Here is a 19,411-nt window from a genome sequence, read left to right as displayed (position 1 = left end):
GGGCTTGGCGGGGCTGGGGCGGCCCCTACAGCAGCCCGTCCCACATCTGTTCGAGCAGCACCGACCACCAGGTCTCCGGCGAGCCCAGCGCGGGCGCGTCCAGCGCGACCAGCTGCGCCTGGAAGTCGACGGTCCAGCGGCCCGCCTGCTCCGGCGTCAGCCCGTACCGCAGCCGCCACATCCGCCCCAGCATCGCCAGACAGCGCACGAACTCCGGCAGCCCCGAGTTCACGAACTGCGGCGTCGCCGACTGGCCGCCGGGACCGGCCTCCAGCGGCACCGCCACGATGTGCGCGGTCCCGTACTGCACACACAGCTGACGGCCGAAGTCATTGCCCATCACCAGATACGAACCGGCATCCGCGGCCGGCTGCACCCCCCGCTCCACCGCCAGCTCCGCCAGCGTCGGCACCGGACGCTGCGGCTGCGCCTGCGCCCAGAAGAACGGCCCGAAATCGACCGGCAGCCCGGCCCACACCAGCATCTGCGCCACCACATCGGGCACCCCCTGCCGGGAGACCGCCCGCTGGTCGAAACGGAACAGCGCCTGCGGGCCGAACGACTGCTCCAGCTCCTGCCCGATCACCTGCGGAGGCACCGGCGGCACCGGCTGCACCTGCGACGGATGGGGCAACGGCACCCGCACCGGCGCCGGCCGCGCCGGACCGTCCGCGACCTGGTGCAACTCGCCCTGATGCTCGACGAGATGCCGTACGCCCTGCTGGCGCGAGACATGGTCCCTGCCGTACGCGGCGGTGTGGCTGATCCGCACCTGCGGCCAGGCGTCCCGGATCATCCGGGCGCAGTAGCCGCCCGGCAGATCACAGCACTCCAGCTCGGTGTGCAGCTCCAGCACCTGCTGCGGGGGGATGTTCATCCCGCGCAGCTCATGCAGCAGCTGCCACTCCGGATGCGGCGTACCGGGCGCGGAACGGCGCACGATCTTCTGCTCGGAACCGTCCGGCGCGCGGTAGCTCAGCACCGCCATGTAGCCCGGACCGACGGTCGGCTGGCCGCCGGGCGACTGGGGGTAGCCGTACGCGCCGGAGCCCTGGGGGGCCGGGGTACCAGGGACCGGGGCACCGGGGACCGGCGCAGCGGGTGGTCCCTGCTGGGGGCCCGGTGGGGGTGTGGGGCCGGGTGACGGTGGCATACCGGGAGTCCCCGGGCCGCCCGCAGCGCCCGCACCACCGGCGGCGCCGGACAGCGCCGCGCCGTCGGCGAGCATCGTGGCGGCGGCATGCACCCCGCCGCCACCGGGACCGCCCGCGGCGGGCGGGCCGGGAGGGGCAGGCGGCGGGGGCGGGCCGCCCTGGCCGCCGGAGTTCCGGCCGTCCGCGGGCACCCCGGGCTTACCGGGCGGGCCGGGCGGGCCGGGAGGCTTGGGCACGCCCGGCACACCGGGCGGCGCGGGCGGCGGCGGCACCCCGGGGCCACCGGCGGCACCGCCGTGGGGGGCCTGGAGGGACGCACCGTCGGCGAGCATCGTCGCGGCGGCATGGACCCCGCCGGACCCGGGGCCACCGGTCGCGGGGGAACCCGCACCGCCGGAACCGGAATCGTGACCGCCGGCCGCAGGGGAACCGGAACCGCCGGCCCCGGCAGCACCGGCCCCATCGGCCCCGCCCGACGCCTCCGCCCCGCCCGGCCCGTCCACCGCGCTGAGGTCCACCTCCGCCGCGTCCAGCTGCGAAACCATCTGCGTCGGCACATAACCACCGGCCGGCGCACCGGACGCACCGGACGCACCGGCGCCGGACGCCGCGGACCCGCCCTGCGAGCGCGCCTCACCGCCGCCCCCATCGGCCGCCGCGTCATGCACCGGACCCTGCTGCGCACCGTCCCGGCCCGCACCGGACGGACCGGGTACGGGCGGCGGCGGTGGCGGACCCGCGGCGGCGTTACCGGGCAGCGCCGAGCCGTCGGCCAGCATCGTCGCCGCGGCATGCACCCCACCGCCTGCGGAAGGCGGCACACCCGGCCCGCCCGCGGCGGGCGTCACGGCACCCGGCGGGGGCGGCACATCGGTGACCGGCGGGCCCGACGGCGGCGGCAGATCCGGCAGCCCCGCGGCGGGCGGCGGCACGGACGGCATCGGCGGCGGCAGCGGACCTCCGGCGGGCCGGGACCCGTCCGCCTCCTCCACCGCGGGCGCCATCTGCGTACGCGGCAACTGGCTGCCGCCCTGCAGCAGTTCGGTCTTCGCGTCCGGCCGGGCCCGCGGCGGTGACGACGCGTCATCCTCCTCGTCGAAACCGGCCAGCGGCGGTGCGAACACCGTCGCGGGCAGCTCCACCGAACGGTCCTCGCCCCCCGCGCCGTCGGTGGTGTCCGCCTCGGCCCACGGCGTCGGCACACCGGAGGGACCGGCACCCGCCCCCGGGCCGGTCTCCGCCGCCCCCGCACCGCTCTGCGCGGCCGCGCCGTCCGTACCGTTGACGCTCACCTCGGCCCAGGCATCCGACACCGGGGACGCGGGTCCAGGGGCGGGCGCGGGCGCGGCCGCCGGGGCCTGCGCGCTCCCCGCGCCCCGCTGCTCCGCGGCGCTCCGCGCGTCCGCCGCCTCCTGCAGCCACTCCGGCGGCGTCAGCAGAAACGACGTGGCCTCCAGGTCGATCCGCTGCGGCGGCGCCTCGGCCGCGCCGAACCCGCCGTCCGCGGCAGCGCCGTACTCCTCCTCGTAGCGCCGGATCACCTCACCCACCGGCAGCCCCGGCCACAGCGTGGTCTCCCCGCTGTCCCGTGCGATCACCAGCCGGGCCCGGCCGCCATCCGTCGACGGGCCGCCCTCCCGGTCCTCTGCCCAGGCCACAAAGCCCAGGTCGAACTCCCGCACCCGCACCTCACGATGGAACACCGCCGGCACCTCGCCGTTCACCCACCGCTCCGCGCGCTCCTGCGCCTGCGCGAACGTCACCACCGCACTCAACCCCCCACCGCGACCGCGTACGCGAAACCACCGTCGACCATCAGATCCGCCACCGTCGACAGCTCCGGCGGATTGCCCGCCAGCCGCTGCAGAAAGTCATCGAAATCCGCCCCGCACGGCAACAGCAGCCGTTCCACCCGCTCCTGCACCGTCCACCCGTCCTGGTCCCGCGCATCGTCGTACGGGCAGAACCACACCGAACCGAGCGCCTCACCGCGCACCTTCACCGCCACCACACCGCCCTGGACGAAGGCCACGCCCAGATAGTCCTTGGTGAAGTGGTCCCGCAGACACTTGTTGACGTAGAGGAGATCGTTGACCGCCGCGTCATCGCGCACCGTGAAGAACGGCTGATCGACCAGCAGCCCCAACTCCGCGTCCAGCGCCGCCCCCACCGGCGCACACCCGCCCGCCGCCTTCAGGAACGACCGGTACGCGCCCGGCAGCCGGTAGCCCAGCGCCTCCTCGGCCTGCGCCAACTGCTCCTCGCTCACCGACAGATCACGGTGCGGCAGCCCGAAGTGCGCCGGCCGGGTCTCCTGCAACGGCCGGGTACCGCGCCTGTCGTGCGCCACCGCAGCCGTCGCCAGCCCCCCGTGATGCCGCAACAGCGCCTTCACCTCGACCGGAACCAGCTCCATCCGCCGGGTGCCGGCCACGTGATGCCAGGTCCAGCCGTGCGGCGTGGCCACCGCCGGCACATCTATCCACAGCTCGTGCCCCTGCGCGTGCAGCGCCGCGTTCGCCGACACATAGTCCGTCAGGCGCAGTTCATCGACGCCGAAACCCTCCGGCGGCTCGGCGATCTCCGCGGCCGCGCGGGCATACGGCGAGAACTCCGGGAAACCCCGTTCGTCCATCCGCACCCCGGCGGGGTAGCGTGCGGCACGGACCGGATCCGGAAAATGCACGACCTGCCCGGCATAGGCCGAATTCGGTGGCGCGGTGTGTCCCGCCGCCCAGGGGCCGGGGAGTGCCCCCAGCCCTTGCCGCCCTGTCGTCATCGCGCTTGCCCCCTGGCTGAAGCTGGCTTTGGAGCACAGCCTAAGCCGTACCGCCACGCCCTCCCCCCTCGCCCGCCCCCGTCCGTCAGCCCCGCGACACACCGACGTCACCCACCGCCGCACCACCCCCGAGCCCCCGCGCACCACCCCGCCGACCAGCCCCGTTACCCCGCGACCGACGCCCCGTCAGCCCGCCGTGAGATCATCGACAGCCCGCTCGACTACCGCAACACCCAGCACATTTGGCAGGCTGACCCTCCCCCACCTACGGCGGGGGGAGCCCCAGCGACACGGGGATTCGGGGAGGGAAAGCACCACCATGAGCACCACTGCACGCCACCACAACTCAGCCGCCGGCGACCCCCGCATCGGCTGGAGCGGCACCGCGGACGACCACCGCGCACCCGCCCTCCACCACCGCCGCGACGGCATCCTCCCCACCATCGGCGCCGCCTTGTCCGTACGCGGACAAACCCTCACCTGCACTGCGAGCAAGGCCGAACAACCGCCCGCCCTGCACCCCCTCGTCCAGGACTTCCTGGACACCCTCGCCACCGCACAGCGCGAACGTTTCACCGGACGCTGCCCCGAAGCGGTCCTGCTCTCCCGGCACCTCACCGCCGTCGAAGGCAACCGCGGCAAACGCGCCTCCCGCAAACCCCTCACCAACGGCGAAGCCCGCCGCTCCCTCAAACACTCCAAACTCACCGCCCGCCACATCCGCGAGGACGGCGACCCCCAGCACGGCAGCTACGCCCCGCCCTGCCGCTCCTGCGACGCCCTCCTCGCCCACTTCGGCGTCATGCCCATCAGCGGCATCACGCCCACAGGAAGCTGACCACCACCATGCCGCCCACCACCCCCGGCCCCCGCACCCCCGCCCACGACCGGACCGACTCCACACGCTTCCCCCCGGCCGTCGACGTCGCCCTCCAGGAAGCCGGCTGGCAACCCGGCCGCTGGGACATACAGCAGGCGGAACACTGGGCCGACACCCTCCGCGCCCACACCTCCCCCGCAGGCCACCGCCACACCGTCTTCCCCGCCGCCGTCGAAGCCTGGGCCGAATTCGGCGGACTGCACCTCACCGGCCCCGGCCCCGGCCGCCACATCGCCCCCACCCCCTTCGCCATCGACCCCCTGCACGGCCTCCACCTCGCCCGCACCCTCGGCGACCTCGGCCGCGCCCTGCACACCGACGTGGCCCCCCTCGGCCGCGAAGAACTCACCGACCACGACGGCGCCACCTACACCCAGTCCACCCTCGCCATCGACGCCGAAGGCCGCGTCTACAGCCTCGACCACACCGGCGACTGGTACCTGGGCCCGGACATCGACAGCGCACTGGGCGTCCTCGTGCAGGGAACCCGCCCGTTGCGCCTGGGCGTCACACCCCCTACGGACGACTGAGCCGCCGGCGGGCCTCCGCGTGCGCCGTCCCCTCAGCCGCCCGCCCCCGAGGACGGCACCACCGCCGACACCCGGAAGCCCCCGGACTCCGTCGGGCCCGACACGAACACGCCGCCCAGCGACGTCACCCGCTCCCGCATCCCCACCAGGCCATTGCCGCCGCTCGGCAGGCCCGCATCGGCCGCACCGCCCTCACAGGGACCGTTCTCCACCTGCACCGCCAGCTCACCCTCCCGGTGCGCCAGCCGCACCCGCGCCCGCGCCCCCGGCGCATGCTTGTGCACATTCGTCAGCGCCTCCTGCACCACGCGATAGACGGTCCGCTCCACCCTCGGCGCATACCGCTGCCCGACAGCCGCGTCCGGCTCCCCCTCGGCCACCCCGTCCACCGTCAGCTCCACCACCATCCCCGCCGCCCGGGACTGCCCCACCAGATCCCCCAGCTCCGCCAGATACGGCCCCTCGGCATCCGCCTCCCCCGTAGCCGGCCCCGGCACCCGCACCCCGCCCCCAGAACGGCCGTCCTCCGCGGCCCCCGCCGCGCCCCCGCCCGCGGACGGCTCCGACGGCCACACCCGCACCGTCGCCTGCGCCCCCGCCCGGGAAGCCACCGCCGCCAGCCGCTCCGGCGCACCCGACACCGCGCCACCCCGCACCGCCGCCCCGTCAGCCGTACGCAACACCCCCAGCATCTCCCGCAGCTCCGTCAGCGCCTGCCGCCCCATGTCGCCGACCAGCCCCGCGTTCTTCGACGCCTTCTCCGGGTCCTTCAGCGCCACCGCCTGCAACGCCGCCGCATGCACCACCATCAGACTCACCCGGTGCGCGACCACATCGTGCATCTCCCGCGCAATCCGCGTCCGCTCCTCGTTACGGGCCCACTCCGCCCGCTCCTCGGCCCGGTCCGCCAGCAACGACAGCTCACGCTCCAAACCGTCCGCCCGCTCCCGCAAACTCTCCACCAGCCGCCGACGGGCCCCCACATACAGCCCCCACAACACCGGCGGCGCCGTCAGCACCAGCCCCAGCGCCAGCGACATCACCGGGATCAGCCAGAACGGCGGCTGGAAGTCGTTCTGCGCCGCCGCCTCCTGCCGCAAGCTGAGGAACGTCGTCACCAACGTCCCCGTCACCGTCATCCCCGCCAGCAGCCCCGTGATCCGGCGCGGCACATCCGACGCGGCGAGCGTGTACAGCCCCACCGTGCTCAGCAGCCCGCCCATCTCCGCCGGGATCACCGCTATCGAGACCAGCACCACCGCCACCGGCCAGCGCCGGCGCAACAACAGCACCGACCCCGCCAGCAGACCGAGCAGCACCCCGGCCGGCTCCGGCAACTGCGCCTCCGAAGCGAACCGCGCCCCCTCGAACGCACACTCCGCCGCGGAAGCCACCGCCAGCAACACATCCAGCACGGCACTCCGCCGACGGGCCCACCACCACGGCCCACTCACCGGCGCGCCCCGCGCGCCGGCACCTTCACTTGCCCCCGTTGCGGTCATACCGACCAGCCTACGGGCGCCCGCCCCCGTTCCCCCCGCCCCGTTATTGGCCACACCCCGGGCCATTTCCAGCCCTTACCACCGGTCACCGCTCGAACTAGTGAATCGCCCACACTTTCGACACCCCCGCACACCCGCACCCACCACCCTGATCCCATGCCGAACCCCCACCGGGAACACCCCGACTACGCATCCTTACGCCCCCAGGCCATCGCCCTGCGCCGGGCCGGCCTCAGCCGCCGCCAGATCCGCGACCGCCTCCACGTCCACAACAACGACCTCCTCAACCGCCTCCTCGAAGGCATCCCCGCCCCCGACTGGACCCGCCGCCCCAACGCCAAGGACGACCTCCGCACCCGCGCCCGCGAACTACGCCGCCAGGGCCTGACCTACGACCGGATCCAGCTCGAACTGGGCTGCTCCAAGAGCTCGATCTCCCTGTGGGTACGAGATCTGCCGAAGCCGCCGCCGCGAACCCGCGAGGAGGCCTCCGCCATCGCCCGGCGGGGCTGGGAGGCGACGCTGGAGCGGCGGGAAAAGGAGCGCCGGCGCACCAAGGACGAGGCGACGCGGAGACTCGGGAGCCTCTCGGACCGCGATCTGCTCATCGCCGGTGTCGCCCTCTACTGGGCGGAAGGCACCAAGGACAAGCCGCACGCCCGACGGGAGGGCGTCACCTTCGTCAACAGCGACCCGGGCGTGATCCGGCTCTACCTGGCCTGGCTGAAGCTGCTGGCCGTGGAGCCGGATCGCATCGGCTTCCGGGTGATGATTCACGGCACCGCCGATGTGGCGGCCGCCGAGCGCTACTGGGCCGATCTCGTCGGCATCGAGGTCGGCGCACTCCAGAAGACGACGATCAAAAAACACAACCCCAAGACCGTCCGCAAGAACGTCGGCGAGGGCTACCACGGCTGTCTGGTGATCCGGGTGCTACAAAGTGCAGAGCTATACCGTCGCATCGAAGGCTGGTGGTACGGCATAGTGTTGGGTGCCAAGCAGCCGCGCTGACGAAAAGCCGGATTGCTTGACAGTACCCTCCCCCATGGTGTAAGGGCAGCACAACGTCTTTTGGTGTCGTCGGTCGAGGTTCGAATCCTCGTGGGGGAGCACATGCACAACGGGCGAATTTCCGGGCCCTGACCACCAAGTCAGGACCCGCCCGCGTTTCGGCTGCAATACGCACCGGTATCCTTCGGATGACCACCACCCGAAGTAGCCAAGAAGCCGAAGGGCATCCCCGTGAGCGCCAACCGCCCGGCAGCCGTCGTCGTTCTCGCAGCGGGTGAGGGCACCCGCATGAAGTCGGCCACGCCAAAGGTCCTGCACACCGTCTGTGGCCGCTCCCTCGTCGGCCATGTCGTCGCCGCCTCCCGTGAGCTGGACCCCGAGCATCTCGTCGTGGTCGTCGGCCACGCCCGCGAGCAGGTGCGGGCGCACCTCTCCGAGATCGACCCCGACGTGCGCACGGCGGTGCAGCACGAGCAGAACGGCACCGGTCATGCGGTGCGTACGGCTCTGGAGGAGCTGAGCCAGAGCGGTGTGGCCCCGGACGGCACGGTGATCGTGGTCTGTGGTGACACTCCGCTGCTGACCGGTGAGACGCTGCGGCTGCTGGGTGACACGCATGCCGCGGACGGCAATGCCGTCACGGTGCTGTCGGCCGAGGTCCCGGATGCGACGGGTTATGGGCGCATCGTGCGTGAGGAAGGCTCGGGCGCGGTGACCGCGATCGTCGAGCACAAGGACGCGAGTGTGGCGCAGCGGGCGATCCGGGAGATCAATTCCGGGGTGTTCGCTTTTGATGGGCGGCTGCTGGTCGATGCGCTGGGGAAGGTGCGTACGGACAACAGTCAGGGCGAGGAGTATCTGACGGATGTCCTGGGGATCGTGCGGGAGGCCGGGCACCGTGTGGGTGCGGCGGTGGCCGGTGATCACCGGGAGATTCTGGGGATCAATAACCGGGTGCAGCTGGCGCAGGCGCGGCGGCTGCTGAATGACCGGCTGGTGGAGCGGGCGATGCTGGCCGGTGTGACGGTGGTGGATCCGGCGTCGACGTGGGTGGATGTGTCGGTGACGTTCGAGCCGGATGCGACGGTTCACCCGGGTTCGCAGCTGCTGGGTGCCACGCATATCGCGTCGGGTGCCGAGGTGGGTCCGCATTCGCGGTTGTCGGATACGTCGGTGGGTGCGGGTGCTGTGGTGTCGTTCACGGTGGCCGAGGGTGCGCGTATCGGTGAGGGCGCGAATGTCGGGCCGTATGCGTATCTGCGTCCGGGGACGGATCTTGGGCCGAAGTCGAAGGCCGGTACGTACGTGGAGATGAAGAACGCGTCGATCGGTGAGGGCACGAAGGTGCCGCATCTGTCGTATGTGGGCGATGCCACGATCGGTGAGTTCACCAATATCGGTGCGGCGAGTGTATTTGTGAACTACGACGGTGAGGCGAAACATCACACGACGGTCGGGTCGCATTGCAAGACGGGGTCGGACAACATGTTTGTGGCTCCGGTCACGATCGGGGACGGTGCTTATACGGCGGCCGGCTCGGTGATCACCAAGGATGTGCCCCCGGGTTCGCTGGCGGTCGCGCGTGGCCAGCAGCGGAATATCGAGGGTTGGGTCGCGCGTAAGCGGCCTGGAAGTGCCGCCGCGCAGGCGGCTTCGGTCGCTCGCCAGGAGTCCGAGGGCGAGCGGTGATCGTGCAGAGGGCACGCCGTGCGGGGCGTACCGTGATGAGCGCACGCAAACTGTGATTCGAGGAGATTTGCTGTGACCGGGATCAAGACGACCGGCGAGAAGAAGCTGATGCTCTTCTCCGGCCGCGCCCACCCCGAGCTGGCGGAGGAGGTCGCGCATCAGCTGGGTGTGGGGCTGGTCCCGACGAAGGCTTTTGACTTCGCCAATGGTGAGATCTATGTCCGCTATCAGGAGTCGGCGCGTGGCGCGGATTGCTTTTTGATTCAGAGCCACACGGCTCCGATCAATAAGTGGATCATGGAACAGCTGATCATGATTGATGCGCTGAAGCGGGCGTCGGCCCGGAGCATCACGGTGGTCGTGCCTTTCTACGGTTATGCGCGGCAGGACAAGAAGCACCGTGGCCGTGAGCCGATTTCGGCGCGGCTGATCGCGGATCTGATGAAGACGGCGGGTGCGGACCGTGTGGTGACGGTTGATCTGCACACCGACCAGATCATGGGCTTCTTCGACGGCCCGGTGGATCATCTTTTCGCGCTGCCGGTCCTCGCGGACTATGTGGGCGCGAAGGTGGACCGCGAGAAGCTGACGGTGGTTTCGCCGGACGCGGGCCGGGTGCGGGTGGCGGACCGCTGGTGTGACCGTCTGGGTGCGCCGCTGGCGATTGTGCACAAGCGGCGTGACAAGGACGTGGCGAATCAGGTCACCGTGCATGAGGTGGTCGGCGATGTGAAGGACCGGGTGTGTGTCCTGGTCGACGACATGATCGACACCGGTGGCACGATCTGCGCGGCGGCGGATGCGCTGTTCGCCAACGGCGCCTCGGACGTCATCGTGACGGCGACGCACGGTGTGCTGTCGGGTCCGGCGGCGGACCGGCTGAAGAATTCGAAGGTGAGCGAGTTCGTGTTCACGAATACGCTGCCGACGCCTTCGGAGCTGGAGCTGGACAAGATCACGGTGCTGTCGATGGCGCCGACGATTGCCCGTGCGCTCCGTGAGGTGTTCGAGGACGGTTCGGTGACGAGCCTCTTCGAGGAGCAGTGAGCGGTCCGGTGCGCTAGCCGGCACTGATCGACTTTGGGGCGGCCTTCCTGCCGGGTAGACTCATCGAGTTGCTCGGCGAGGGAGGCCACCCTTTTGTGGTGGCTGTCCGTTATCGACGCGCTCTTCGTAGCAGGTCTGTCGTGGGCCGGGTAACGCCCACCGGATTTTTCTGAGTTACGAGGAGTGCAGTCATGGCAGAGGTCAAGCTCACCGCCGAGGCCCGTACCGACTTCGGTAAGGGTGCCGCCCGCCGCGCCCGCCGCGCCGACCTGGTTCCCGCGGTCATTTACGGTCACGGTGAGAAGCCGCAGCACGTGGCGATCCACAACCACGCGCTGATGATGGCCCTGAAGACGCCGAACGCCCTGATCCGCCTGGAGTTCGAGGGCAAGAGCGAGCTGGTCATCCCGAAGGCCGTGCAGCGTGAGGCGATCCGCCAGTTCCTGGTGCACGTGGACTTCCTGGCCGTGAAGAAGGGCGAGACGGTCTCCGTCGAGATCCCGATCCACGTCGAGGGCGACCTGGCCCCGGGCCAGCTGGTGCTGGAGCACGTGCTGAACGCGCTGCCGATCGAGGCCGAGGCCACCCACATCCCGGAGTCGGTCACCATCTCCGTCGAGGGCCTGGACGCCGGCGCTTCGGTGCTGGCCAAGGACATCACCCTGCCGAAGGGCTCCTCGCTGTCGGTGGACGAGGACGCCGTGGTGCTGCAGGTCGTCGCCGCGCAGGCGGAGGCGCCGGCCGAGGAGGCCGAGGGTGAGGGCGCCGAGGGCGCCGAGGCCTGAGCCTTTTCGCGCTGAGTCGTTTCGCTGACTCGCTTTTCGCGCTGAGTCGTTTTCGCTGAGGCGGATTGCCTCGGCCGGGTCCAGCCGCTGCCGCGTGCCTTTTGGGTGCGGGGTGGCGGTTGGGCTGTTTCATGGGCAGTGACGGTCGGTGCCGGCGGGTGTGGCCGGCGGATGTGGGAGTGGCTGAGATGGCGGACGCTGATCCGTGGCTGGTGGTGGGGCTGGGTAATCCGGGCCCGGAGTATGCGCGTAATCGCCACAATGTGGGTTTCATGGTGGCGGATTTGCTGGCGGAGCGGATGGGGGGCCGTTTCAAGGCGCACAAGGCGCGGGCGCAGGTGGTGGAGGGGCGTTGTGGTGCGCCGGGGCCGTCGAGCCGTCGTGTGGTGGTGGCGAAGCCGGCGTCTTTCATGAATCTGTCGGGTGGGCCGACGACCGCGCTGCGGGATTTCTACAAGGTGCCGGTGGGTAACATCGTGGCGATTCACGATGAGTTGGATATTGATTACGGTGCGCTGCGGCTGAAGCTGGGCGGCGGTGACAATGGCCACAACGGTCTGAAGTCGATCACGAAGTCGCTGGGCGCGGAGTATCACCGGGTGCGGTTCGGGATCGGGCGTCCGCCGGGTCGTATGCAGGTGGCGGATTTTGTGCTGAAGGACTTTTCCGCGGCGGAGCGGCGCGAGCTGGATTACTTCGTGGACCGTGCGGCGGATGCGGTGGAGACGCTGATTGTCGACGGTCTGGAACGGGCGCAGACCACGTACAACTCCTGAATTGGGGACAGCTCGGGTCAGGCTCTGACGAACCCTTTCCGGAGGTTGACGGGTGCGGGTGGATGGCCAAGGATCGCCGCCATGTCCCGAAGTACGCGCACCCGTTCGGTCAGACGCAGTCGTACCCGCCGGGTCGGTGAGAGCGCCTTCGGGGTGCTGCTTGTCGCCCGGACCGGGTTGATGGGTCTGCTGGCGTTGCTGCTGTTGGTGGCGGGGGTGTGGACGTCGTGGCAGACGGCGCAGTACGCGATGCTCGTCAAGGCGCGGGGGCGCGGAATGATGACGGTGTCGGCGTGTGCGGGTGAGCGGTGCACGGGTCCGTATGTGCCGTCGGCGGGCGAGGGGCGGCGGCTGGCGAAGGTGTCGGTCGCGGAGGCGGCGGCGGACAAGGGTGCGCGGGTCGAGGTGACGGTCAAGCCGGGGACGACGCAGGCGGTGCGGACCGGGGCGGCCGGGGTTCTGCATGCGTGGGTGCCGTTCGCGGGGTCGTTGTTGCTGGCGGCGCTGGTGGTGGCCGGGGGGATGCGGCTGCGGCGTACGGCGTGGGTGATGGGGTTGTTGGGGGCGGTGTTGCTGGGCGCGGCGTTCGCTGCGCTGTAGGGCAGGTACGACGGCGGCCCGTCCTCTCGGTGGAGAGGGCGGGCCGTCGTCGTGTGCCGGGGTGGTGTCAGCCGGTGTTGCGCAGTCCGGCGGCGACGCCGTTGACGGTCAGCAGCAGGGCGCGGGCGAGGACCGGGTCGGGCTCCTCGCCGCGTTCGGCGGCGCTGCGCTGGCGGTCCAGCAGCGAGACCTGGAGGTAGGAGATCGGGTCCAGGTAGGCGTCGCGGATGTGGAAGGTCTGCTTGAGGACGTCGTTGGAGTCGAGGAGTTCCTTCTCCCCGGTGACGCGCAGGACTTCGGCGACGGTGAGTTCGTGCTCGGCCTTGATGACGTCGAAGACGTGCTTGAGCTTGTCGGGGACGAGGGTGTCGACGTAGTGCTCGGCGATCCGCAGGTCGGTCTTGGCCAGCGTCATGGTGACGTTGGACAGGAAGTTGCGGAAGAAGTGCCAGTACTCGTGCATTTCGTCCAGGACGCTGTCGAGTCCGGCTTCGCGGGCGGCCTTGAGGCCGGTGCCGACGCCGTACCAGCCGGGGACGATCTGGCGGGACTGGGTCCAGCCGAAGACCCACGGGATGGCGCGCAGTCCGTCGAGGCCGGCGCCGGAGTCGGGGCGGCGGGAGGGGCGCGAGCCGAGGTGGAGTTCGGCGAGCTGGTCGACGGGGGTGGAGGCGAAGAAGTACGCGGGCAGGTCGGGGTCTTCGACGAGGCTGCGGTAGGCGCCGTGGGCGGCGTCGGAGACGGTTTCCATGGCGGCGTCCCAGCGGGACAGCGCCTCGTCGGACTGCCGGGGCTCGGTGTGCAGGGCGGAGGCCTGGAGGGTGGCGGCGACCGTCAGCTCCAGGTTCTCCCGCGCCAGCGACGGGACGAGGTACTTGTCGGAGATGACCTCGCCCTGTTCGGTGACCTTGATCTCGCCTTCGAGGGTGCCGTAGGGCTGGGCGAGGATCGCGTCGTGGGAGGGGCCGCCGCCGCGGCCGACGGTGCCGCCGCGGCCGTGGAAGAGGCGCAGGCGGACGCCGTGCCGGTGGGCGACGTCGCGCAGCAGGCGCTGGGCGCGGTGGATCTCCCACTGGGAGGTGGTGATGCCGCCGAACTTGGAGGAGTCGGAGTAGCCGAGCATGACTTCCTGGACGTCGCCGCGCAGGGCGACCAGGCGCCGGTAGGAGGGGTCGGCGAGCATCTCGTCGAGCAGCTGGTCGGCGATCTTCAGCTCGTCGGTGGTCTCCAGCAGCGGCACGATGCCGACCTTGGCCCAGCCGGCGTGCAGGTCGATCAGTCCGGCCTCGCGGGCGAGGACGGTGGCGGCGAAGACGTCGTCGGAGCCGGCGCACATCGAGATGATGTAGGACTCGATGACCTCGGGGCCGAAGGTGTCCTTGGCCTTGAGGATGGTGCGGAAGACGCCGAGGGTCTTGGCGCCGGCCTCGTCGAGGGGGGCCGGGGTGGGGGCCAGCGGGCGGCGGGAGCGCAGTTCCTTGGCGAGGAGCTTGCGGCGGTAGTCGCGCGGCATGTCCACGTAGCGCCAGGACTCCTCGCCGAGGCGGTCGAAGAGCTGGCCGAGGGCGTGGTGGTGGGCGTCGGCGTGCTCGCGGATGTCCATGGTGGCGAGCTGCAGGCCGAAGGCGGCGATGGTGCGCAGGGTGCGCTCCAGGCGGCCGTCGGCGACCAGTCCGCCGCGGTGTTCGCGCAGCGAGGTCTGGATGAGCACGAGGTCGTCGAGGAGCCCGGTGGTGCCGAGGTAGTCGCGGCCGGGGACGTGGGGGGTGTCGCCGGCGAGGCGTTCGCGGGTGTTGAGGAGCTTCTGCCGGATGCAGGTGGCCTTGAGGCGGTAGGGCTCCTCGCTGTTCAGCCGCTTGTAGCGGGGGCTGATCTCCGGGAGGAGGTCGAGGTCGCGCTGGAGGGAGGCGAGCAGTTCGTCGGTGGCGCCGCAGTTGCGGATGGAGTTGGACAGCGCGCCGCGCAGCTCGTCGATGTGCTCCAGGGCGTCGGTGATGCCGTGCTCGTGCTGGAGAAGCAGGACGTCCCAGGTGACCTGCGGGGTGACGTTGGGGTTGCCGTCGCGGTCGCCGCCGATCCAGGTGCCGAAGGTCAGCGGGCGGGTGCCGGCGGGCAGCTCGGTGCCGGCCCGCTCCAGCTCGGCGGCGAGGTCTTCGAGGACGTCGCCGACGGCGCCGCGGCCCAGCTCGTCGAGGTAGTAGATGGCGTTACGGGCCTCGTCGGTGGGCTCGGGGCGGGCGACGCGCAGCTCGTCGGTCTGCCAGATGAGGTCGATGTTCTCGGCCAGCCGCAGGTCGGCGCGGCGGCGCTCGCCGTCAGGGCTGTCCAGCAGCTCGGCGACCTTGCGGAGCTTGGTGAGGACGGAGCGCCGGGCGGCCTCGGTGGGGTGTGCGGTGAAGACGGGGCGGACGCCGAGGTTGCCGGCGGTCTCGCGGAGGTGCTCGGGGTCGGCGTCCTTGAGCATGTCGGCGGTGCGGGCGAGGATGCTGCCCTCGGCGGCGCGCCGGGCGCCCAGTTCCCGGCCCCGGTGGACCTGCTCGGTGACGTTCGCCAGGTGGAAGTACGTGGAGAAGGCGCGCACCAGCTTGGCGGCGGTGGCCAGGTCGGTGTCGCCCAGGAGCCGGGCGGCGGCTTCCCCGTCGGAGCGGGTCAGGGCGCGGACCCGCTCGACCAGGTCGAGCAGTTCCTGTCCCTCCTGTCGGACGAGGGTCTCTCCGAGGAGATCACCGAGGCGGCGGATGTCGGCACGCAGGGCGACGTTGTCGCTCGGGCCGGCTTCGGGGCCTTCGATGGACACGATCTCGGCCGGAGTGTTGTCGGCACTGCTCACTGGTGCGGCTCCTTGCAGCGATCAGGGGCGTCGCACCGCGACCCATGGGAGGGGTCGGGACGGGCGACGGGGTTGGGCAGGTCTGATGCGGGCGGGTTGCGGACCGCGCTGTCCGACGTCCCCAGGATAGGTCTGCCCAGCCTGCGCAGATCACACCGTCCGCTGGGTGGGCACTGCGTCACAGCCGGGGGGTGTGGCGCCTGTCACGGCCTTGCCCGGGGCTGCGGCACTGCCATACTTACGAGACCGTAGGTTACGGTTCCGTAGCCGTAGCCGTGCCCCCGAGCCCCCGACGAGGGACACCATGACCGCTGGTCCTGAAGCCGTAGAAGATCCCCCGATTCCCGCCGATTCCGCCGTCGGTGCGCCGGTCCCGTCCGCGACGCTGGGCGGTGAGCAGCGCAGGTCGGTCGAACAGATCTCGCTTCTGCTGTTCATCACCGTCCCGTTCGTGGCGCTGGTGGCCGCGGTGCCGCTGGCCTGGGGCTGGGGGGTGAGCTGGCTCGATCTGGCGCTGATGGTGACGATGTACTACATCGGCTGCCACGGCATCACGATCGGCTTCCACCGCTACTTCACCCATGGTTCGTTCAAGGCGAAGCGGCCGCTGCGGATCGCGCTGGCGGTCATGGGTTCGCTGGCCGTCGAGGGTCCGCTGGTGCGCTGGGTGGCGGACCACCGCAAGCACCACAAGTTCTCCGACGCCGAGGGCGACCCGCATTCACCGTGGCGCTTCGGCGAGACGGTGCCCGCCCTGATGAAGGGCCTGTGGTGGGCGCACATCGGCTGGATGTTCGACGAGGAGCAGACGCCGCAGCAGAAGTACGCCCCGGACCTGATCAAGGACCCGGCGATCCGTGCGGTCTCCCGCCAGTTCGTGCTGTGGACGGCGGTGTCGCTGCTGATCCCGCCGCTGGTGGGCGGCCTGGTGACCTGGTCCTGGCAGGGCGCGCTGACCGCGTTCTTCTGGGGCTCCCTGGTCCGCGTCGCGCTGCTGCACCACGTCACCTGGTCGATCAATTCCATCTGTCACGCGGTCGGCAAGCGCCCGTTCAAGTCCCGCGACCGCTCCGGGAACGTCTGGTGGCTGGCCGTCCTGTCGTGCGGCGAGTCCTGGCACAACCTGCACCACGCGGACCCGACCTGTGCCCGGCACGGGGTGATGAAGGGGCAGCTGGATTCCAGCGCCCGCCTGATCCGCTGGTTCGAGAAGGCGGGCTGGGCGTATGACGTCCGCTGGCCGGACGCGTCCCGTCTCGACGCCCGACGCGCGCAGAAGGCCGCCGGGGGTGCCTCCGGGCGGTAGCCGGGAAGGCATCATTGACGGGTGGCGATCGACGACAGCAGTACGAGCAGCAGCAAACGCAAACCTCCCCCGGCCGCGACGCGGCGGGCCCGGAGGGTCCGGATGACCGGTGCGGAGCGCCGGGAGCAGCTGCTGGACATCGGTCGCACGCTCTTCGCCGAGCGCGGCTACGAGGGCACCTCGGTGGAGGAGATCGCGGCGAAGGCCGGGGTGTCCAAGCCGGTGGTGTACGAGCACTTCGGCGGCAAGGAGGGCCTGTACGCGGTGGTCGTGGACCGCGAGATGCGGCAGCTGCTGGACATGGTGACGGGCGCCCTGACCGCCGGCCACCCCCGCGAACTCCTCGAACAGGCCGCTTTCGCCCTCCTCGACTACATCGAGACCTTCACCGACGGTTTCCGCATCCTGGTCCGCGACTCCCCCGTCGCCCAGTCCACGGGCACCTTCGCCTCCCTCATCAGCGATATCGCCACCCAGGTAGAGGACATCCTGGGCCTCGAATTCAAGGCCCGCGGCTTCGACCCGAAACTCGCCCCCCTCTACGCACAGGCCCTGGTGGGCATGGTCGCCCTCACCGGCCAGTGGTGGGTCGACACCCGCAAACCGAAAAAGGCCGAGGTAGCGGCCCACCTGGTCAACCTGGCCTGGCACGGCCTGGGCAACCTGGAGGCACGGCCGCGGTTGATAGGGCATCGGAAGAACTGACGGGGTGCTGGAGCACCATCGCCCCTCAGGCCGGCGCCGCTGCCCAGCAGACCGTCGGGCCGCGGAAGCCCGCCCTCGAAAGCGCGGCCGATACCGCGCAGATACCGGGCTACTGGATGCGAACCTCATCTATGCCCAGGCCGTGCTGTACGGGGCGTGACGCCGAGGCCGGGCGCCCCCTTCTTTTCATGGAGCGCCACCATGAACAGCGCGTGTTGCCGGCCCTCGGCCAAGAATCGTCCCGGCGTCGGGCCGCGCTGGCGTGCTGGTCGGGGGGTGTCAGGGGGAGGTGGGTTTTTGGGCTACGGCGAAGATGCGGCGGAAGGGGAAGATCGTGCCGTGCGGGCCGGTGGGGTAGGCCTTGCGGAGGGCGTCGCGGTATTCGGCGAGGAAGGCGTCGCGGGTGTCCGGGTCGTTTTCCAGGGCGGTGAGGACGGGGCGCAGGGCGGTGCCCTTGACCCAGTCGAGGACCGGGTCGTCGCCCTGCAGGAGCTGGACGTAGGTGGTTTCCCAGACGTCGGCGGTGCAGCCGAGGTCGGCGAGGCGTTCCAGGTAGTCGGCCGGTTCGAGGATGTGGACGTAGCGGCGGCCGTGGGTGGTGAGCCGTTCGCGCCACTGGGGGGCGTCGCACAGCTCGCCGAGGAGGGCGTGGCTGGGTGAGGTGAAGTTGCCGGGGACCTGGAAGGCGAAGGTGCCGCCGGGGGCGAGGGCCTCGATCCAGCGGGCGAAGGAGTCCGGGTGGTTGGGGACCCACTGCAGGGCCGCGTTGGAGACGATCAGGTCGTAAGTCTCCTCGGGCGCCCAGTCGGCGGCGTCGGCGGGGGCGAAGTCGAGGTGGCCGCCGCCCGGGGTGGGGCCGGCGTATGTCTCGGCCTCCTTGAGCATCTCCGGGGAGTTGTCGTATCCGGTGATGTGCGCGTCCGGCCAGCGGGTGGCGAGGTGGACGGTGACGTTTCCGGGGCCGCAGCCGAGGTCGGCGATACGGGCCGGGCGGTCCTGCCGGGGCAGGCCGGGTATCCGGTTGAGCAGGTCGCGGAACGGACGGGTACGGTGCCCGGAGTGGCGGAGATATTGCTGCGGATCCCAGGTTGGTGCTTCGTGCATGTTTCGAAACCCCTTTGCCGATGCAGGGCAGACACAAGGCCGGCACGGTCTGGTTCGGGCCGTCTCGGCTGGAAACCGAGGCCCCCGCCGACGATGCCCATAGTCCAGCGGAATATATCTCGACGTCAAGAGACTTCATGTCGACAGACCCTCTACACTGATCGTCATGGAGGACGAGGTCGACCGACTGGTCGCAGCATGGCGTCGCGAGCGCCCGGACCTCGACGTGGAGCCGCTTGAGGTCCTCAGCCGGGTCTCCAGGCTGGCCAGACACCTCGACCGGGCCCGCCGTATCGCCTTTTCCGAGGTGGGGCTGGAGCCCTGGGAATTCGATGTGCTCACCGCGCTGCGGCGCGCCGGGGCGCCGTACCAGCTCTCCCCCGGTGCACTGCTGACCCAGACGCTGGTCACCTCGGGGACGATGACGAACCGCATCGACCGGCTGGCCAAGAAGAACCTTGTCGAGCGGCTGCCCGACCCGAGCGACCGGCGCGGAGTGCTGGTCAGACTGACTGCGGAGGGCCGCGACAAGGCCGACCGCTCGCTGGCCGGACTGCTGATCCAGGAGCGCGCCATCCTCGCCGAGCTCTCGCGGCAGCAGCGCGGCGAACTTGCCGATCTGCTGCGGCAGTTGACCGGTCCGTTCGACAACACGCCTGGGTAGCGGACCGGACCGGGGACTGGGCGCAGGGGCCAGCCCCCCCGGGCGCCCC

At 71.0% G+C, this 19,411-nt stretch carries 16 protein-coding genes and 1 tRNA gene; 12 read left to right on the top strand and 5 right to left on the bottom strand.

The window, feature by feature from the left end; genetic code table 11:
- Positions 1-25: 25 nt before the first annotated feature.
- Positions 26-2,920, bottom strand: coding sequence for an SUKH-4 family immunity protein (locus STRTU_RS21385; RefSeq protein WP_159745228.1), 2,895 nt, complete (start codon positions 2,918-2,920; stop codon positions 26-28).
- A gap of 5 nt (positions 2,921-2,925) precedes the next feature.
- Entirely contained in the window at positions 2,926-3,933 is a 1,008-nt protein-coding gene (locus tag STRTU_RS21380; RefSeq protein ID WP_159745226.1) for an SMI1/KNR4 family protein, read from the bottom strand.
- A 319-nt stretch (positions 3,934-4,252) separates the two neighbouring features.
- Between STRTU_RS21380 and STRTU_RS21375 the strand changes: the two genes are divergently transcribed.
- Both STRTU_RS21375 and STRTU_RS21370 read left to right on the top strand, forming a co-directional pair.
- Positions 4,253-4,771 (top strand): YwqJ-related putative deaminase, encoded by a 519-nt coding sequence (locus STRTU_RS21375; protein WP_159745224.1) that lies wholly within the window; start codon positions 4,253-4,255, stop codon positions 4,769-4,771.
- Positions 4,772-4,779: 8 nt separating this feature from the next.
- Positions 4,780-5,343 (top strand): SUKH-3 domain-containing protein, encoded by a 564-nt coding sequence (locus tag STRTU_RS21370; protein WP_159745222.1) that lies wholly within the window; start codon positions 4,780-4,782, stop codon positions 5,341-5,343.
- 32 nt (positions 5,344-5,375) lie between these two features.
- Here STRTU_RS21370 and STRTU_RS21365 read toward each other — a convergent pair whose 3' ends face one another.
- Entirely contained in the window at positions 5,376-6,845 is a 1,470-nt protein-coding gene (locus tag STRTU_RS21365; RefSeq protein WP_159745220.1) for a histidine kinase, read from the bottom strand.
- A gap of 156 nt (positions 6,846-7,001) precedes the next feature.
- On the opposite strand from STRTU_RS21365, the gene STRTU_RS21360 reads away from it, so the two are divergent.
- From STRTU_RS21360 to STRTU_RS21330, 7 genes are all read left to right on the top strand, one after another.
- Positions 7,002-7,856 (top strand): hypothetical protein, encoded by an 855-nt coding sequence (locus STRTU_RS21360; protein WP_159745218.1) that lies wholly within the window; start codon positions 7,002-7,004, stop codon positions 7,854-7,856.
- Positions 7,857-7,884: 28 nt separating this feature from the next.
- Positions 7,885-7,955: transfer RNA gene (locus tag STRTU_RS21355), tRNA-Gln, on the top strand.
- Between the two features lie 132 nt (positions 7,956-8,087).
- Positions 8,088-9,545: a bifunctional UDP-N-acetylglucosamine diphosphorylase/glucosamine-1-phosphate N-acetyltransferase GlmU gene (glmU, locus tag STRTU_RS21350; protein WP_159745216.1), complete on the top strand. Its 1,458-nt coding sequence runs from the start codon at positions 8,088-8,090 to the stop codon at positions 9,543-9,545.
- A gap of 72 nt (positions 9,546-9,617) precedes the next feature.
- Positions 9,618-10,592, top strand: a complete 975-nt coding sequence (locus tag STRTU_RS21345) for a ribose-phosphate diphosphokinase (protein WP_018091057.1) — start codon at positions 9,618-9,620, stop codon at positions 10,590-10,592.
- Positions 10,593-10,783: 191 nt separating this feature from the next.
- Positions 10,784-11,377, top strand: a complete 594-nt coding sequence (locus STRTU_RS21340) for a 50S ribosomal protein L25/general stress protein Ctc (RefSeq protein WP_159745214.1) — start codon at positions 10,784-10,786, stop codon at positions 11,375-11,377.
- Between the two features lie 188 nt (positions 11,378-11,565).
- Positions 11,566-12,153, top strand: coding sequence for an aminoacyl-tRNA hydrolase (gene pth / locus STRTU_RS21335; RefSeq protein ID WP_159745212.1), 588 nt, complete (start codon positions 11,566-11,568; stop codon positions 12,151-12,153).
- 81 nt (positions 12,154-12,234) lie between these two features.
- Positions 12,235-12,753 (top strand): hypothetical protein, encoded by a 519-nt coding sequence (locus tag STRTU_RS21330; protein WP_159745210.1) that lies wholly within the window; start codon positions 12,235-12,237, stop codon positions 12,751-12,753.
- Positions 12,754-12,820: 67 nt separating this feature from the next.
- On the opposite strand, the gene ppc is transcribed toward STRTU_RS21330, so the two are convergent.
- A complete protein-coding gene (gene ppc, locus STRTU_RS21325) occupies positions 12,821-15,583 on the bottom strand; it encodes a phosphoenolpyruvate carboxylase (RefSeq protein ID WP_371873638.1) in 2,763 nt (920 codons plus the stop codon).
- A gap of 304 nt (positions 15,584-15,887) precedes the next feature.
- Here ppc and STRTU_RS21320 point away from each other — a divergent pair, with 304 nt between their 5' ends.
- On the top strand, positions 15,888-16,889 hold the full coding sequence (locus tag STRTU_RS21320) for an acyl-CoA desaturase (RefSeq protein WP_159745208.1): 1,002 nt from the start codon (positions 15,888-15,890) through the stop codon (positions 16,887-16,889).
- Positions 16,890-16,910: 21 nt separating this feature from the next.
- On the top strand, positions 16,911-17,594 hold the full coding sequence (locus STRTU_RS21315) for a TetR/AcrR family transcriptional regulator (protein ID WP_159745206.1): 684 nt from the start codon (positions 16,911-16,913) through the stop codon (positions 17,592-17,594).
- A 279-nt stretch (positions 17,595-17,873) separates the two neighbouring features.
- Here the strand turns inward: STRTU_RS21315 and STRTU_RS21310 are convergent, their stop codons facing one another.
- Positions 17,874-18,698 (bottom strand): trans-aconitate 2-methyltransferase, encoded by an 825-nt coding sequence (locus tag STRTU_RS21310; protein ID WP_159745204.1) that lies wholly within the window; start codon positions 18,696-18,698, stop codon positions 17,874-17,876.
- A gap of 166 nt (positions 18,699-18,864) precedes the next feature.
- On the opposite strand from STRTU_RS21310, the gene STRTU_RS21305 reads away from it, so the two are divergent.
- Complete coding sequence (locus STRTU_RS21305; RefSeq protein WP_159745202.1) at positions 18,865-19,362, top strand: MarR family winged helix-turn-helix transcriptional regulator; 498 nt, start codon at positions 18,865-18,867, stop codon at positions 19,360-19,362.
- The last annotated feature ends 49 nt before the right edge of the window (positions 19,363-19,411 follow it).

The sequence above is a fragment of the Streptomyces tubercidicus genome, assembly GCF_027497495.1.
GTDB lineage: Bacteria > Actinomycetota > Actinomycetes > Streptomycetales > Streptomycetaceae > Streptomyces > Streptomyces tubercidicus.
This window is presented reverse-complemented; position numbering and strand designations above follow the sequence as displayed.

What these genes read in the sequence shown, in the direction of transcription:
- STRTU_RS21380 (WP_159745226.1), bottom strand. Translation starts at nt 3,933, where the DNA reads ATGACGACAGGGCGGCAAGGGCTGGGGGCACTCCCCGGCCCCTGGGCG.
- STRTU_RS21375 (WP_159745224.1), top strand. Translation starts at nt 4,253, where the DNA reads ATGAGCACCACTGCACGCCACCACAACTCAGCCGCCGGCGACCCCCGC.
- STRTU_RS21370 (WP_159745222.1), top strand. Translation starts at nt 4,780, where the DNA reads ATGCCGCCCACCACCCCCGGCCCCCGCACCCCCGCCCACGACCGGACC.
- STRTU_RS21365 (WP_159745220.1), bottom strand. Translation starts at nt 6,845, where the DNA reads ATGACCGCAACGGGGGCAAGTGAAGGTGCCGGCGCGCGGGGCGCGCCG.
- STRTU_RS21360 (WP_159745218.1), top strand. Translation starts at nt 7,002, where the DNA reads ATGCCGAACCCCCACCGGGAACACCCCGACTACGCATCCTTACGCCCC.
- STRTU_RS21340 (WP_159745214.1), top strand. Translation starts at nt 10,784, where the DNA reads ATGGCAGAGGTCAAGCTCACCGCCGAGGCCCGTACCGACTTCGGTAAG.
- pth (WP_159745212.1), top strand. Translation starts at nt 11,566, where the DNA reads ATGGCGGACGCTGATCCGTGGCTGGTGGTGGGGCTGGGTAATCCGGGC.
- STRTU_RS21330 (WP_159745210.1), top strand. Translation starts at nt 12,235, where the DNA reads ATGTCCCGAAGTACGCGCACCCGTTCGGTCAGACGCAGTCGTACCCGC.
- STRTU_RS21320 (WP_159745208.1), top strand. Translation starts at nt 15,888, where the DNA reads ATGACCGCTGGTCCTGAAGCCGTAGAAGATCCCCCGATTCCCGCCGAT.
- STRTU_RS21310 (WP_159745204.1), bottom strand. Translation starts at nt 18,698, where the DNA reads ATGCACGAAGCACCAACCTGGGATCCGCAGCAATATCTCCGCCACTCC.
- STRTU_RS21305 (WP_159745202.1), top strand. Translation starts at nt 18,865, where the DNA reads ATGGAGGACGAGGTCGACCGACTGGTCGCAGCATGGCGTCGCGAGCGC.